This window comes from Stenotrophomonas beteli, assembly GCF_001431665.1.
GTDB lineage: Bacteria > Pseudomonadota > Gammaproteobacteria > Xanthomonadales > Xanthomonadaceae > Stenotrophomonas > Stenotrophomonas beteli.
The window spans coordinates 1-13,712 of the sequence record NZ_LLXV01000036.1 but is presented as its reverse complement, the minus strand read 5'-3'; the positions used below and the strand labels follow the sequence as shown (position 1 = coordinate 13,712).

Genomic DNA, 13,712 nt, shown 5'->3' with positions numbered 1-13,712 from the left:
ATGAACTCTATCGATAAAAATCCATCGCCCCGCCTGCGCCAACAGCGCGCCGCCATCGACGGCGCCATGAGCCGCGACCGGGGCCGTTTGCTGGGGATGCTCTCGCGTTGCCAGGCCAAGCCACAGGATGCGGCACTGGCCGCCACCTTCGAGCAGGCCTTGCAGGCGTCTGTGCAGCGCCGGCAGGTACGGGCGCAGCAACAGCCGTCCATTACTCTGGACCCGCAGCTGCCGATTGCGCGTGAAGCCGACGCCATCATCGGGCTGATCCGCGACCACCAGGTCGTGGTGATTGCTGGTGAAACCGGCTCGGGCAAGACCACCCAGCTGCCGAAACTGTGCCTGGCCGCGGGCCGTGGCCAGGCCGGCATGATCGGTTGCACGCAGCCGCGACGGATTGCCGCACGTGCGGTGGCCAGCCGTGTCGCACAGGAACTGCAGAGTGAACTGGGCCAGCTGGTGGGTTACCAGGTGCGCTTCAACGACAAGGTCAGCGACGACAGCCGCATCAAGTTCATGACCGACGGCATCCTGCTGGCGGAGATCGCCAGCGACCGCTGGCTGTCGAACTACGACACGATCATTGTCGACGAGGCGCACGAGCGCAGTCTCAACATCGACTTCCTGCTGGGCTACCTGAAGCAGCTGCTGCGCAAGCGCCCTGACCTGAAGCTGATCGTCACCTCGGCCACCATCGACACCGAACGCTTCGCCCAGCATTTCGACAATGCGCCGGTGATCAGCGTCGAAGGCCGTACCTACCCGGTGGAAGTGCGCTACCGCGCGCTGGAAGGCGAGGGCGAAGACCAGGGCGAACGCACCGTCAACGACGCCATCGTGTCGGCCATCGACGAGATCACCCGCCTGGATGCACGCGGTGATGTGCTGATCTTCCTGCCCGGCGAGCGCGAGATCCGCGATGCGCATCAGTCGCTGGAACGGCGCAGGTACCGCAATACCGAGGTGCTGCCGCTGTACGCGCGCCTGTCCAACCAGGACCAGGACCGGGTATTCAACCCGGGCCCGAACCGGCGCATCGTGCTGGCCACCAACGTGGCCGAAACCTCGCTGACGGTGCCGCGCATCCGTTACGTGGTCGATCCGGGCTTCGCCCGCGTCAAGCGCTACAGCCCGCGCAACAAGCTGGACCGCCTGCACATCGAGCCGATCTCGCAGGCAAGCGCCAACCAGCGCAAGGGCCGCTGCGGTCGTATCGCCGAGGGCATCTGTTACCGCCTGTACGCCGAAGCCGATTTCCAGGCGCGGCCGGCGTTCACCGATCCGGAAATCCGCCGCTCCAGCCTGGCCGGGGTGATCCTGCGCATGCTGCAGCTGGGCCTGGGCCGCATCGAGGAGTTTCCGTTCCTGGAAGCGCCGGACGAGCGTGCGGTGGCCGATGGCTGGCAGCAGCTGACCGAACTGGGTGCGATCGACGCCGAGCGGCGCATGACCACCATCGGCAAGCAGATGGCACGCCTGCCGGTGGACGTGAAGCTGGCGCGCATGCTGGTCGCCGCGCAGGCCGCCGGCTGCCTGCGGCCGATGCTGGTGATCGCCTCGTTCCTGGGCATCCAGGACCCGCGCGAACGTCCGCCCGAAGCACGCGGTGCGGCCGACAGCGCGCATGCGCAGTTCGCCGATGGTCGTTCCGAGTTCGTTGGCGTGCTGCGCCTGTGGGATGCCTACCGTCAAGCCCATGAAGACCTGACCCAGTCCAAGCTGCGCGACTGGTGCGGCCGTCATTTCCTCGGCTTCCTGCGCATGCGCGAGTGGCGCGAGCTGCATCGCCAGCTGCGCCTGCTGTGCGAGGAACTGAGCTGGAAGGAAGAGGCCAGCGAGGCCTCGATGGCGCCGTTGCTGGCCGGCAGCAGTGCGCCGGCTGCGGCGCGCGATGACGCGGCCGCAGTGAAAGCCACGCGTGGCCAGCTGCACCGCGCCGCGCGCCTGGCCCGCGAAGGCAAGGCCGAAGCGGCGCCGGCGCCGGTGGCCGTGCGCGCACAGAAGGAACAGGCGCCCGCCGGCGGCGGTTTCAGTGAGCGCGTCCGCGCTGCCGCCTACCAGACCCTGCACCGGGCGCTGGTGGCGGGCCTGCCGACGCAGATCGGCCACCGCACCGAGAAAGGCGATTTCCAGGCGCCGCGCCAGCGTCGTTTCCTGCCGTTCCCGGGTTCGGCCCTGTCCAAGCGGCCGCCGCCGTGGCTGCTGGCGGCCAACCTGCTGGATACGCAGAAGGTGTGGGGCATGACCCTGGCCGCGATCGAGCCGGACTGGGTGATCGCCGAGCTGCCGCACCTGCTGCTGCGCAAGCACTTCGACCCGCACTGGTCGCGCGCGCAGGGCCAGGTGCTGGCGTCCGAGCAGATCAGCCTGTTCGGGCTGGTACTGGCGCCGAAGAAGCCGGTGCACTACGGCCGCATCGAGCCGGTGGAGGCCCACGACATCTTCGTGCGCCAGGCGCTGGTGACCGGCGAGATCAACACCCGCGCCAGCTTCGTGGCCGACAACCAGAAGGTGCTGGAGGTCGCCCGCGAGGAGGAGGCCAAGCTGCGCCGGGCCGGCATCGTCGCCGATGACAACTGGCAGGCGCGCTGGTACCTGGACCGGGTGCCGCCGCAGATCCATTCGGCCGCAGGCCTGGATACATGGTGGAAGGCACTGCCACCGGAACAGCGCAAGGCCCTGCACTGGAGCCTGGCCGATCTGCTGCCCGGCGAGGGCAGCGAGCAGGAACGCTACCCGAAGTACCTGGCGCTGGGCCAGGCGCGGTTGCCACTGCACTACCGTTTCGAGCCGGGCGCGGACGACGATGGCGTGACCCTGGACGTGCCGCTGCACCTGCTCAACGCACTGGACCCGGTGCAGCTGGGCTGGCTGGCGCCGGGCTTCGTGGCCGACAAGGCCTCGGCCCTGATCCGCAGCCTGCCCAAGGCGATGCGCCGCAACTACGTACCGGCACCGGACTTCGCGCGAGCCTTCTTCGAAGCGTTTCCGCAGCCCAGCGCCGATGCCATCACCGGTGAACTGGCGCGCTTCCTGTCACGCGCAACGGGCGCCACCGTAGCGGCCACTGACTTCGAGCCGGCGTCGATCGAACCGCACCTGCACATGAACCTGCGCCTGCGCGACGAGCAGGGCAAGGTGCTGGCGACCTCGCGCGACCTGGATGCGTTGCGCGCGAAATTCGGCGGCCGCGCCGGCGATGCCTTTGCCGCACGTGCCGGGCGCGAGATGGCGGCCGATGGGCTGCGCAGCTTCCCGGCCACGCCGATTCCGTTGCAGGTGCCTGGCGAAGCAGGCGTGCCGGCCTATCCGGCGCTGCTGGACGAGGGCGACAGCGTGGCATTGCGCATCTTCGCCGACCGCCAGCAGGCACAGGAGGCCCATCCACGGGGTGTGCGCCGCCTGCTGGAAATCGCCCTGGCCGAGAAGGTCAAGCAGGCCCGCAAGCAGTTGCCGGTCGGCGCCAAGACCGGCCTGTTGTACGCAGCGATTGAATCGCAGGAGCGCCTGCGCGGTGACCTGGTCGATGCGGCGATGAATGCCGTGCTGGCCGAGGGGCTGGAGGACATCCGCGATGCGGCGGCCTTCGAGCAGCGTCGCGAGCATGCCGCCAAGGCCCTGTTCGGCGAGGCGATGTCGCGGCTGAAGCTGGCCGAGAGCATCCTGGCGCTGGTGGCCGAACTCAAGCCGATGCTGGAAGCACCGCTGATGGGCTGGGCGCGTGGCAACCTGGACGACATGGAAGCGCAGCTGGCCGGGTTGATCCATCCTGGCTTCCTGCGTGACACCCCGGCCGATGCCTTGGCGCAGTACCCGCGCTACCTGAAGGCGATGATCCTGCGCACCGAGCGCGCCAAGCGTGACCCGCCCCGCGACCAGGCCAGGATGCTCGAACTGCATCCGTTCCTGGAGGCGCTGGCCGCCGGCGAACAGCAGGGACTGCGTGAGCGGCCGCAGTGGCAGGCGTTGCGCTGGGACCTGGAAGAACTGCGGGTATCGCTGTTCGCCCAGGAGCTGGGTGCGCGTACCGGGATCTCGGCGAAGAAACTGGCGCAGCGGGTCGCGGCACTGCGCCAGGCATGATTCCGGCGCTACAGGACGGCGGCGGCATTACTTGGCGCGGCGCACCTTCGGCTGCACGTTCACGCCGTCCACTTTCATGTACCACACGCCGATCAGGCCCGGGCGCATGCTCACCTTCGGCGCCTGCCTGGCGCTGCCGGAGAACTGGGTCGCGTCCACCTGCTCCCATTCCTGCCCGTTCTGCAGCACATAGCGCCGGCCCTTGGCGAAGCCGCGGAACTCGCCCTGCAACGTGCTTTCGATCGGCTCGTCACTGCCGAAGTCGAAGAAGCCGCGGTTCTTCTTGATCACTTCCTGGCGGCCTTCCTCGCGTGCGGTGGCGACGGCCTGGGTGGTGGCGGCCTGCACCTTGCCCTGCAGCCAGCGGTTGAGCGAGGCCAGTTCGGCGGCACTGAGCTTGTCCAGGCCGGCAGCCTGGAACTCGGCCGGCGACATCTGCTGCTGCAGATCGCCCTCCACCGTGCGCTGGGCCAGTGCGGGCGCGGACAGGGACAGCAGCACGGCGGCACAGGCCAGCAGCCGTGAGCGGACGCGCGGGGCAATCGAAGGCATGGCAGGTCTCTCCTGGGTGTGTCGGCGAGTGTAGCGGCATGTCTTCATGCCGGGTGATGGTGGCCGCAGTGATTGTCCCTGAACGGCGCCGGCGCTAGTGTAGGGGCCTCTGTCTTGCCTGCTCGATGCTGTGAACCGCGCTTCCGTCCCCGGCCTGGATGCCTTGTTGAACCGTCCCTCGGCAGCGGTGCTGCCTGCTCCGCTGCGCCAGGCCCTGCGCGAGCACTGGCAGGCGCCGGAATGCGACCCGCAGATGCGTGCCAGCTGGTCGGTGCTGGGTGACACGCTCGATGCGCTGGCGATGCTGTCGGCCGACGAAGGCGCGGTGGTCGCCGCACTGCTGTTCGATCTGCCCGGCCTGCGCGCCAGCCTGGAGCAGTTGCCGCTGGGCGCACACAAGGCCGCCGTGGTGGGCCTGCTCGATGGCCAGGATGCGGCCGATCCGGTGTGGGCGCTGCACGCCGGGCGCGAAGCGGGACGCAACAGCGAAGGCCTGCGCCGGCTGTTGCTGGCGATCATCCGCGACCTGCGCGTGGTGCCGATCCTGCTGGCCCGGCAACTGGCGCGCATGCGGGCGGCCGACAAGCTGGACGAGGAGCAGCGCCGGGCGCTGGCCCAGCTCACCCGCGACATCCACGCGCCCCTGGCCAACCGCCTGGGCATCTGGCAGCTGAAGTGGGAGCTGGAGGACCTGGCGTTCCGCCACCTGGAACCGGAAACCTACCGGCGCATCGCGCGTGAGGTGGACGAAACCCGCATCGCCCGCGAGCGCTACGTCGAGAACGTCAAGAAGGTGTTGTCGCGCGAGCTGGTCGCGCAGGGCATCAAGGCCGAAGTCAGTGGCCGCCCGAAGCACATCTACAGCATCTGGCGGAAGATGCAGAAGAAGCGGCTGGCCTTCGACCAGCTGTATGACATCCGCGCGGTGCGGGTGATGGTCGACGACGTTGCCGCCTGCTATGCCGCGCTGGGGGTGGTGCATGCGCTGTGGGCGCCGGTACCGAGCGAGTTCGACGACTACATCGCGCGGCCCAAGGCCAATGACTACCGTTCGCTGCATACCGCCGTGGTCGGCCCGGAAGGGCGCACCATCGAAGTGCAGATCCGCACCCATGAGATGCACTCGCAGGCCGAGCTGGGTGTGGCCGCGCACTGGAAGTACAAGGAAGGCGGCAAGGGCGCGGAAAAGGCCTTCGATCGCAAGATCACCTGGATGCGCCAGCTGCTGGAGCAGGCCCAGGACGGGCAGGGCAACGAACTGGCCGGCGCGCTCGATGCCGAACTGACCGAAGACCGCGTCTATGCGTTGAGCCCGAAGGACGAGGTGCTGGACCTGCCGCAGGGCGCCACTCCGCTCGATTTCGCTTACCAGGTGCACACCATGGTCGGCCATCGTTGCCGCGGGGCCAAGGTCAATGGCCGCATCGTGCCGCTGACCTATCGCCTGCGCAGCGGCGACCGCGTGGAGATCCTCACCGGCAAGGAGGCCGACCCGCGCCGCGACTGGCTGATGCCGGCGCTGGGCTTCCTGGCCAGCAACCGCTCGCGCGAGAAGGTACGCAGCTGGTTCCACAAGCTGGACCGCGCGCGCAACGTGCAGGCCGGGCGCGAGCTGCTGGAACGCGAACTCAAGCGACTGGGGCTGCAGCACTCGGACCTGGCGTTGGCGGCGAAGAAATTCCACGCCGACAGCGTCGATGACCTGTACATCCAGGTGGCGCTGGGCGATACCGGCCCCAACCAGGTCAGCCGGGCGCTGCTGGAGGCAGAGCGTGCGGCCAGCCAACCGGCACCGGCACCGGCCCTGCCGCGCCCGACCGCGCGCCGCGAGAACCTGGGCAAGTCCAAGTTCACCGTGCAGGGCGTAGGCAATCTGCTGGTGCAGCTGGCGCGCTGCTGCCAGCCAGTGGCCGGCGAACCGATCGTCGGCTACCTGACCCGTAGCCGGGGTGTCACCGTGCACCGTGCAGACTGTGCCGCGCTGGCCCGCCTGGCGGCCACCAGCCCGCAGCGCATCCTGCCGGTGGAGTGGGGCCAGGCCGGCGGTGGCTACGAGGTGGACGTGGTGGTCGACGCCGTCGACCGCCGCTGGCTGCTGAAAGACATCACCAACCTGATCGCCCAGGAAGACGCCTACGTGCTCGATATCCATAGCGACAACGTGCGCAACAGCGGCCGGGCGCACCTGCGCCTGCGCCTGAAGGTGAGCGACTACGGCCAGTTGTCGACCCTGCTGGGCAAGCTGGATGCGCTGCCGGGCGTGAGCGAGGCGCGTCGCCTCGGCTGAGCTTCACGCTGCCCCGGCTACCCTGCACGCATGGAACGCGAGCCTCCGCATCGCCCGCATGGCGCTGAACATCCTGCGCTGGACCGCGTCCGCCGCGAAGGCCGTTGGTGGTGGCTGCAGGCACGCCATGCGCGCCGGGTCTGGCGCTGGGCGCTGGTCGCGGCGGTGGCCGTGTTCGTACTGCTGGTGCTGCTGCGCGGACCGCTGGCCGACTGGTTCTGGGATGAGCCGCAGATTGAACAACTGCTGGCCGAAGGGGACCGTGCACTGGCCGCAGGGCGCCTGAGCCAGGCCGATGGCAGTGGTGCGCGCGAGCGCTACCAGGCCGCGCTGGCGCTCGATGGTGATCGCCTGCAGGCACGGCAGGGCCTGGCGCGTACCGGGGCGGCGGCGCTGCAGCAGGCGCGTGACCGCCTGCAGCGCGACGACCTGGAAGGCAGCGCACAGGCGCTGGCGTTGGCCCGCGAACTGCAGGTGCCGCAGGCAGAGGGCGATGACGTGGCGCACCAGCTGCAGGCGCGGCGCAGTGCGGGCGTCGGTATCGGCGCGTTGCTGGCGCAGGCGCGCAACGCCTTCGCGGCGGGGCGGCTGGATGACGGCGACAGCAGTGCGCTGCCCTTGTTCCAGCGCATCCTGGCCCTGCAACCGGACAACCTGCCGGCCCTGGAAGGGCGCGAGGACGCACTGAGCGATCTGCTGCAGCAGGCGCGTGCGCGCGCTGCGCGCGGGGCGCTGGCCGAGTCGGCGGCGATGCTGCTGCGCGCACGCCAGTTCGACGCCGGGCATGCCGATCTACCGGCCAGCCAGGAAACGCTGGCGCGGGCCATGGACCAGCGGTTGCAGCAGGCACATCGCGCCTTGCGGCGGCGGCAGCTGGAGGTGGCGGCCGAGGCTTTCCTGGCTGTGCTGGCGGCGGCACCGGACGATGCCAACGCCCAGCGCGGCCGCGAGCAGACGCTGCAGGCGGTGTTGGCGCGCAGCCAGACGCTGGCCAATGACTTCCAGTTCGAGGCCGCGCAACGCGATGCGGCGCTGGCGGCGGCACTGGGTGCGTCCCCGGCGGCACAGCAGCAGCTGGCACAGCGACTGTCACGCGCGCAGCAGGCCCAGCACGCATTGCAGCAGCCCCGGCTGGGCACTGCCCAGCGTGAGCGCCAGCTGCGCGACCACCTGCGCAGGATCGAGCGCGCCGAGGCCGCCGGTCAATGGATCAGTCCGCCCGGCCACAGTGCGTTCGACGCGCTGCGCGAGGCACAGTCGCTGGCACCCCGGGACGCACGGGTGAAGGCGGCCGCCGCGCGCCTGCTGCCCGCCAGCCGTCGCTGCTATGACGACAACCTGCGGCAGAACCGCGTCCAGGCCGCCGGGGCCTGCCTGCAGGCCTGGCAGACCTTGTCGCCGACCGCCTCTGGCCTGCCGTCTGCGCGCCTGCGGCTGGCCCAGCGCTGGCTGGCGATCGGCAGCGAGCGGCTGGGCAGCGGTGATGTGGCGTTCGCGGGCCACGCCGTCGAGCAGGCCCGCCAACTGCAACCGGATCTGGCCGAGCTGCCCGCCTTCGAAGAACGCCTGCGCCGCGCCGGCGCGCCCGCCGATTAGGCGAAGAACACCCGCTGTACGGTCGCGCGGGCGGCATCGAGCGAGAAATGCTCGGCAACATTGGCCAGGCCGGCATCGGACAGCTGCTGCCACAGCTGCGGGTCCCGGTACAGGCGCACCACCGCCTCGGCGAAGCCGGCGGCATCGTCGGCCACCAGGACGTCCTGGCCGGGATGCAGGTGCATGCCTTCGACCGCGCAGGTGGTGCCCACCACCGGTTGGCCGTGGGCCATGCTCAGATTGATCTTGCCCTTCACGCCGGCGCCGAAACGCAGCGGCGCGATGGCGATGCGCGCACCGTCCATGTAGGGCGTGATGTCCTCGACGAATCCGTGCATCTGCACGCCAGGCTGGCGCTCGGCCAGCGCCAGCAATGCATCCGGTGCCGCCGCGCCGATGCAGTGCAGGCGCACCTCCGGCAGTCGCTCGCGGATGCGTCCGAACACCTCGCCGATGAACCAGGTCATGCCGTCCAGGTTCGGCGGGTGGCGGAAGCCGCCGACAAAGACCAGGTCGTGGCGCTGGCTGTAAGGTGCGCCGGCACCGGCCACTTCGTGCAGGTTGGAGATCAGCTCCACGCGCACGCCGGGTGCATCGGCCTGCAGCTGCTCGCGCTCGGCCGCGCTGACCAGTACGGTGATGTCGCACTGCTCCATGACCGCAAGCTCGCTGCTGCGCGTGCGCTCGGCCGCACGCAGCAGGGTTGCATCGCCGGCTACTTCGGCGCCGCGGCGTTCGCGCAGGTAGTGCAGGTCGACGGTATCGAACACGGTGCGTGCCTGCGGGGCGTAACGCTTGAGCAGCGGCAGGCACTCGTGGGCAACGTGATGGCGCACCAGCATCGCCACGTCGAACCGCGAGCCGTGGCTGCGCAGCCAGCCGGCCACACCGTCCAGGAAGGGGGCGTACCACACCTCCACGCCCATCCGCTGCAGCGCTTCAGTGGCGGCACCGGCATGCTCGCGCCGGGTCGGCACGAATACCACATGGGCACCGCCCTGCAGCAGCAGGCGGATCAGATTGACCTGGCGCAGCGAGCCGGAATCGCGGTCCGGCTGCGGGACTTCTTCGTCCAGGATCAGCACCTGGCGGCGGCCACGCAGCAGCAGTGACGGCGAGGGCACTGCACCGACCGCCGGCTGGCGGGCCAGCTCAGCCGCCCACTTGGCCGCGAAGATGGCCTGGTTGCGCACCTGGTAGGCCTTCACCCCGCTGCCAGTGTCGGTGCCATTGCTGGTGCCTTCATCGTGGATCACCCGGCTGGCCGGCTGCACCAGTACCCGCAGGCCCTGTGCGCGCACGCTGAAGGCCAGATCGGTGTCTTCGTAGTAGGCCGGCCTGTAGCGGGTATCGAAGCCGCCCAGCTGTTGCCAGAGCGCACGCGGCAGCATCACGGCGGCACCGGAGCAGTAATCGACGTCGCGCAGGCTGGCGAAGCGCGGGTCGTCGGCAGCCTCAAAGCGGCCATAGCTCCAGCCGCTGCCGTCGGCGAAGATCACCCCGCCCGATTCCTGCAGGCGGCCGTCCGGGTACAGCAGCTGGCTGCCGACCAGGCCGGCGTCGGGCACGCTGCCGAAGGTGTCCAGCAGCGCATCGAGCCAGCCCGGCTGCGGCACCGTATCGTTGTTGAGCAGCACCACGTAGCGGCCGCGTGCGCGTGACACGCCATCGTTGCAGGCGTCGATGAAGCCGCTGTTGTGCGCGCGCACTTCATAGCGCAGCCCGGCCACCTGCGGCATCCACTGCGCGGTGGCATCGCTGCTGCCGTCATCCACGACCAGGATCTCGCACGCGGCGGCCGGCGGATGCGCCGCCAGCGCGCGCAGGCAGGCCAGGGTGTGCCCGACGTGGTTGTAGACCGGGATGATGATGCTCACCACCGGTGTTTCGCTGAACGGCACCGCGAACGGCGCGAACGCCTGGGCCGGTGGCAGGTACAGCGGCGTGCGCGGAGCCGGGACGGCGCGCTGGGTATGGACGCGGATCCGTTGCCAAGTCGCCCGCCAGCCACGGGTGCGCAGGCTGGCCAGACTGCGCCGGGCCAGGCCGCTCAGGCGGTTGATCAGGTATCGGATCTCGGCCAGGGACATCGCCATCCGGTTGCAACTCCAGCTTAAGCAGGGGAATCGGGGAGAATCCGCCAGCCGCAGTGGCTGGGGTAGACTCGCCAGACCTTACATTCTCGCATTCCCGTGCCCCGACGCTACGATTCCGACGACATCGACGATTTCGACGACGACCCGCAGGACGCTGGCCCGCTGTGGCGGCGCCGGCTGATCACCTGGAGCATGGCGGCGGTCGCGCTGGGATTGGGCTTCCTGATTCCGTACACGCTGTACCTGAACCAACAGGTGACCCAGCGCTTCGGCGAGCTGCGTTGGCAGATCCCGACACGGGTCTACGCGCGCCCGCTGGTCCTTGCGCCGGGCAAGGCGATGGACGCGGCCACGCTGAAGACCGAACTGGCCGCCTCGGCCTACCGTGATGACGGGCAGGGCAAGGAGCCGGCCACCTATGCGGTGAGCGGCGGGCGTTTTGTCATCTCCAGCCGTGGTTACAACGATGTCGATGGCCGGGTGGCCCCGCGCCGGGTGGAACTGTCGCTGGCCAACGGTGGCGTGGCCTCGCTGCGCGATGCCGACAGCCGCAAGGCACTGAAGGCTGCGCGGCTGGACCCGGCACGCATTGCCACGCTGTACGGCCAGAAGCAGGAAGAACGCCGCCTGATCCGCATGGATGAGGCGCCGGACCTGCTGGTGACCGGCCTGCAGGCGGTGGAGGACAAGGACTTCAACCGCCACCACGGCATCGACCTGTCCGGCATCGCGCGCGCGGTGTGGGTGACCGTGCGCTCGGGCGGCCAGAGCCGCCAGGGCGCTTCCACGCTGACCCAGCAGCTGGCGCGCAGCGGCCTGCTCGGCATCGGCAAGGAACAGACCGTCACCCGCAAGTTCAACGAAGTGCTGTACGCGCTGATCATGGAGGCGCGCTATGACAAGCGCACCATCTTCGAGGCCTACCTCAACCAGGTGTACCTGGGCCAGCGCGGCAGCCAGGCCATCCATGGCATGTCCTCCGGCGCCGAATTCTGGTTTGGTCGTGACCTGCAGTCGCTGGAAACCGAACAGATCGCACTGCTGATCGGCCTGGTGAAGGGGCCCTCGTTCTATGATCCGCGTCGCAACCCCGAACGCGCGCTGGACCGCCGCAACTTCGTGCTGGGCAAGCTGCACGAAGCCACGCTGATCGACGATGCCGAGTACCAGCGCGCCCTGAAGGCGCCGCTGGGCGTGCCCAAGACACCGGGCCTGGTGGCGGCCAACCGCTTCCCGGCCTATGTGGACCTGGTCCGCCGCCAGCTCGGCCATGACTATCCGGAGTCGGCGCTGCAGGGCGCCGGCCTGAGCGTGATGAGCGGCATGTCTCCGTCTGCCCAGGCCTATGCCGAAGGCGCAGTGACCCGCACCATCAAGTCCCTGGAAAGCAAGCGTCGCCCCGAACTGCAGGCCGGCATGGTGCTGACCGACGTGCACAACGGTGACGTGCTGGCGGTGATCGGCAGCCGTGAGGTCTCCGAGGTCGGCTTCAACCGCGCCATCGAAGCGCAGCGCCCGGTCGGGTCGCTGCTCAAGCCGTTCGTGTACCTGCTGGCGTTGGCGCAGCCGGATCGCTACTCGCTGGCCAGCTGGGTCGATGATTCGCCGGTGACGGTGCAGCTCGGCCGTGGCCGCAACTGGAGCCCGGGCAACGCGGACAACCGCAGCCATGGCACCGTGCGCCTGATCGACGCGCTGGCCCACTCCTACAACCAGGCCACGGTACGCGTGGGCATGCAGGTCGGCCCCGAGCGCGTGACCCAGCTGATCCACGTGCTGGCTGGCATCAAGGCCGAAGCGAACCCTGCGGTGATCCTCGGCTCGACCGACCAGAGCCCGTATGCGATGGCGCAGCTGTACCAGTTCCTGGCGTCCGGCGGCGAGATCCAGCCACTGCACGCGGTGCGTGGCGTGCTCGATCCGCAGGGCAAGCTGCTCAAGCGCTATGACAAGACCCCGGCACCGGCGCAGGAGGGCGACTCGATCGCCGCCAACCTGATCAGCGTCGGCCTGCAGCAGGTGGTGTCCAGCGGTACCGCGCAGCGCCTGAATGCCGACGGGCTGGGCCGGCTGCAACCGGCCGGCAAGACCGGAACCACCAACGATGGCCGCGACAGCTGGTATGCCGGCTACACCGGCGATCATCTGGCCGTGATCTGGATCGGCAACGACCAGAACGAGCAGGCCGGCCTGTATGGTGCCACCGGCGCGATGCGGGTGTGGTCAGGCATCTTCCAGCGCCTGCCGAGCGCGCCGTTGCGGGTCAGCAACAAGGGGCTGGACTGGCAGCCGGTGGCGGCCACGGGTATCAACAGCACCGACGACGGCTGCCCCGGTGCACGCCGCTTCCCGTTTGTGGTGGGCTATGCGCCCGCTTATGCGCCGTGTGCGCCCGCCGTTTCGCCCGAGGCCCAGGAGGGCGCCGAAGGCGAGGGAGGGGGCTGGCGCAGCTGGTTCGGCCTGGATCGCAAGCCGGACCCGCCCGCAGAACCTGCCGCAGCCCCGGCTGCGGCCACTCCCCCTCCGAGCCGGTGAAACCGATGAACATCCGAAACCTGCTGCACCCGCTGTCCGTGGCTGGACTCAGCCTGGCCCTGGCCGCCTGCGTGAGCAGCGCACCTGCTGTGGTCAAGCCGGTCGCCACCACCACGCCGGCGCAGCGGCTGGCAGCGGTGGAGGCGGCGGCGGGTCCGGACGACAAGGAGTTGTCGGTGCAACCGCTGCGTGATTCGCAGGTGGAGGATCTGCGGCTGGCTGCGCAGGCGCAGCGTCAGGCAAGCGATCTGGCCGGCGCGGCCAGCAGCCTGGACCATGCGTTGCAGATCGTGGCCGACGACCCGGCAGTGCTGCAGGAACGTGCCGAGCTGGCGCTGCTGCAGGGCCAGTGGGCGCAGGCGGAGACATTCGCGCGCAAGGCGGTCGATCTGGGGTCGAAGACCGGTCCGCTGTGCCGCCGGCACTGGGCGACGATCGAGCAGTCACGGCTGGCGCGCGGTGAGAAGGAGAACGCGGTGTCGGCGCATGCGCAGATTGAAGGCTGCACGGTGCCGGGGATCAAGCGGTACTGAGTTTCCAGCCAACGGCGCAGCCCCTCGTGG

At 69.5% G+C, this 13,712-nt stretch carries 7 protein-coding genes; 5 read left to right on the top strand and 2 right to left on the bottom strand.

What is annotated here, in order from left to right; translation table 11 throughout:
• Positions 1–4,083, top strand: coding sequence for an ATP-dependent RNA helicase HrpA (hrpA, locus tag ARC23_RS09195; RefSeq protein WP_057496957.1), 4,083 nt, complete (start codon positions 1–3; stop codon positions 4,081–4,083).
• 27 nt (positions 4,084–4,110) lie between these two features.
• On the opposite strand, the gene ARC23_RS09190 is transcribed toward hrpA, so the two are convergent.
• Positions 4,111–4,635: a hypothetical protein gene (locus ARC23_RS09190; RefSeq protein WP_057496956.1), complete on the bottom strand. Its 525-nt coding sequence runs from the start codon at positions 4,633–4,635 to the stop codon at positions 4,111–4,113.
• 130 nt (positions 4,636–4,765) lie between these two features.
• On the opposite strand from ARC23_RS09190, the gene ARC23_RS09185 reads away from it, so the two are divergent.
• Complete coding sequence (locus ARC23_RS09185) at positions 4,766–6,922, top strand: RelA/SpoT family protein (RefSeq protein WP_057496955.1); 2,157 nt, start codon at positions 4,766–4,768, stop codon at positions 6,920–6,922.
• A 30-nt stretch (positions 6,923–6,952) separates the two neighbouring features.
• Positions 6,953–8,518, top strand: coding sequence for a hypothetical protein (locus tag ARC23_RS09180; protein ID WP_057496954.1), 1,566 nt, complete (start codon positions 6,953–6,955; stop codon positions 8,516–8,518).
• Here ARC23_RS09180 and ARC23_RS09175 read toward each other — a convergent pair.
• A complete protein-coding gene (locus tag ARC23_RS09175; protein ID WP_057496953.1) occupies positions 8,515–10,614 on the bottom strand; it encodes a glycosyltransferase in 2,100 nt (699 codons plus the stop codon). The two genes, ARC23_RS09180 and ARC23_RS09175, sit on opposite strands and share 4 nt — an antisense overlap.
• 96 nt (positions 10,615–10,710) lie before the next feature.
• Here ARC23_RS09175 and mrcB point away from each other — a divergent pair, with 96 nt between their 5' ends.
• Together mrcB and ARC23_RS09165 are read left to right on the top strand one after the other, a co-directional pair.
• Entirely contained in the window at positions 10,711–13,149 is a 2,439-nt protein-coding gene (gene mrcB / locus ARC23_RS09170; RefSeq protein WP_057496952.1) for a penicillin-binding protein 1B, read from the top strand.
• A gap of 5 nt (positions 13,150–13,154) precedes the next feature.
• Positions 13,155–13,682, top strand: a complete 528-nt coding sequence (locus ARC23_RS09165; protein ID WP_057496951.1) for a hypothetical protein — start codon at positions 13,155–13,157, stop codon at positions 13,680–13,682.
• The last annotated feature ends 30 nt before the right edge of the window (positions 13,683–13,712 follow it).

What these genes read in the sequence shown, in the direction of transcription:
- hrpA (WP_057496957.1), top strand. Translation starts at nt 1, where the DNA reads ATGAACTCTATCGATAAAAATCCATCGCCCCGCCTGCGCCAACAGCGC.
- ARC23_RS09190 (WP_057496956.1), bottom strand. Translation starts at nt 4,635, where the DNA reads ATGCCTTCGATTGCCCCGCGCGTCCGCTCACGGCTGCTGGCCTGTGCC.
- ARC23_RS09180 (WP_057496954.1), top strand. Translation starts at nt 6,953, where the DNA reads ATGGAACGCGAGCCTCCGCATCGCCCGCATGGCGCTGAACATCCTGCG.
- ARC23_RS09175 (WP_057496953.1), bottom strand. Translation starts at nt 10,614, where the DNA reads ATGGCGATGTCCCTGGCCGAGATCCGATACCTGATCAACCGCCTGAGC.
- ARC23_RS09165 (WP_057496951.1), top strand. Translation starts at nt 13,155, where the DNA reads ATGAACATCCGAAACCTGCTGCACCCGCTGTCCGTGGCTGGACTCAGC.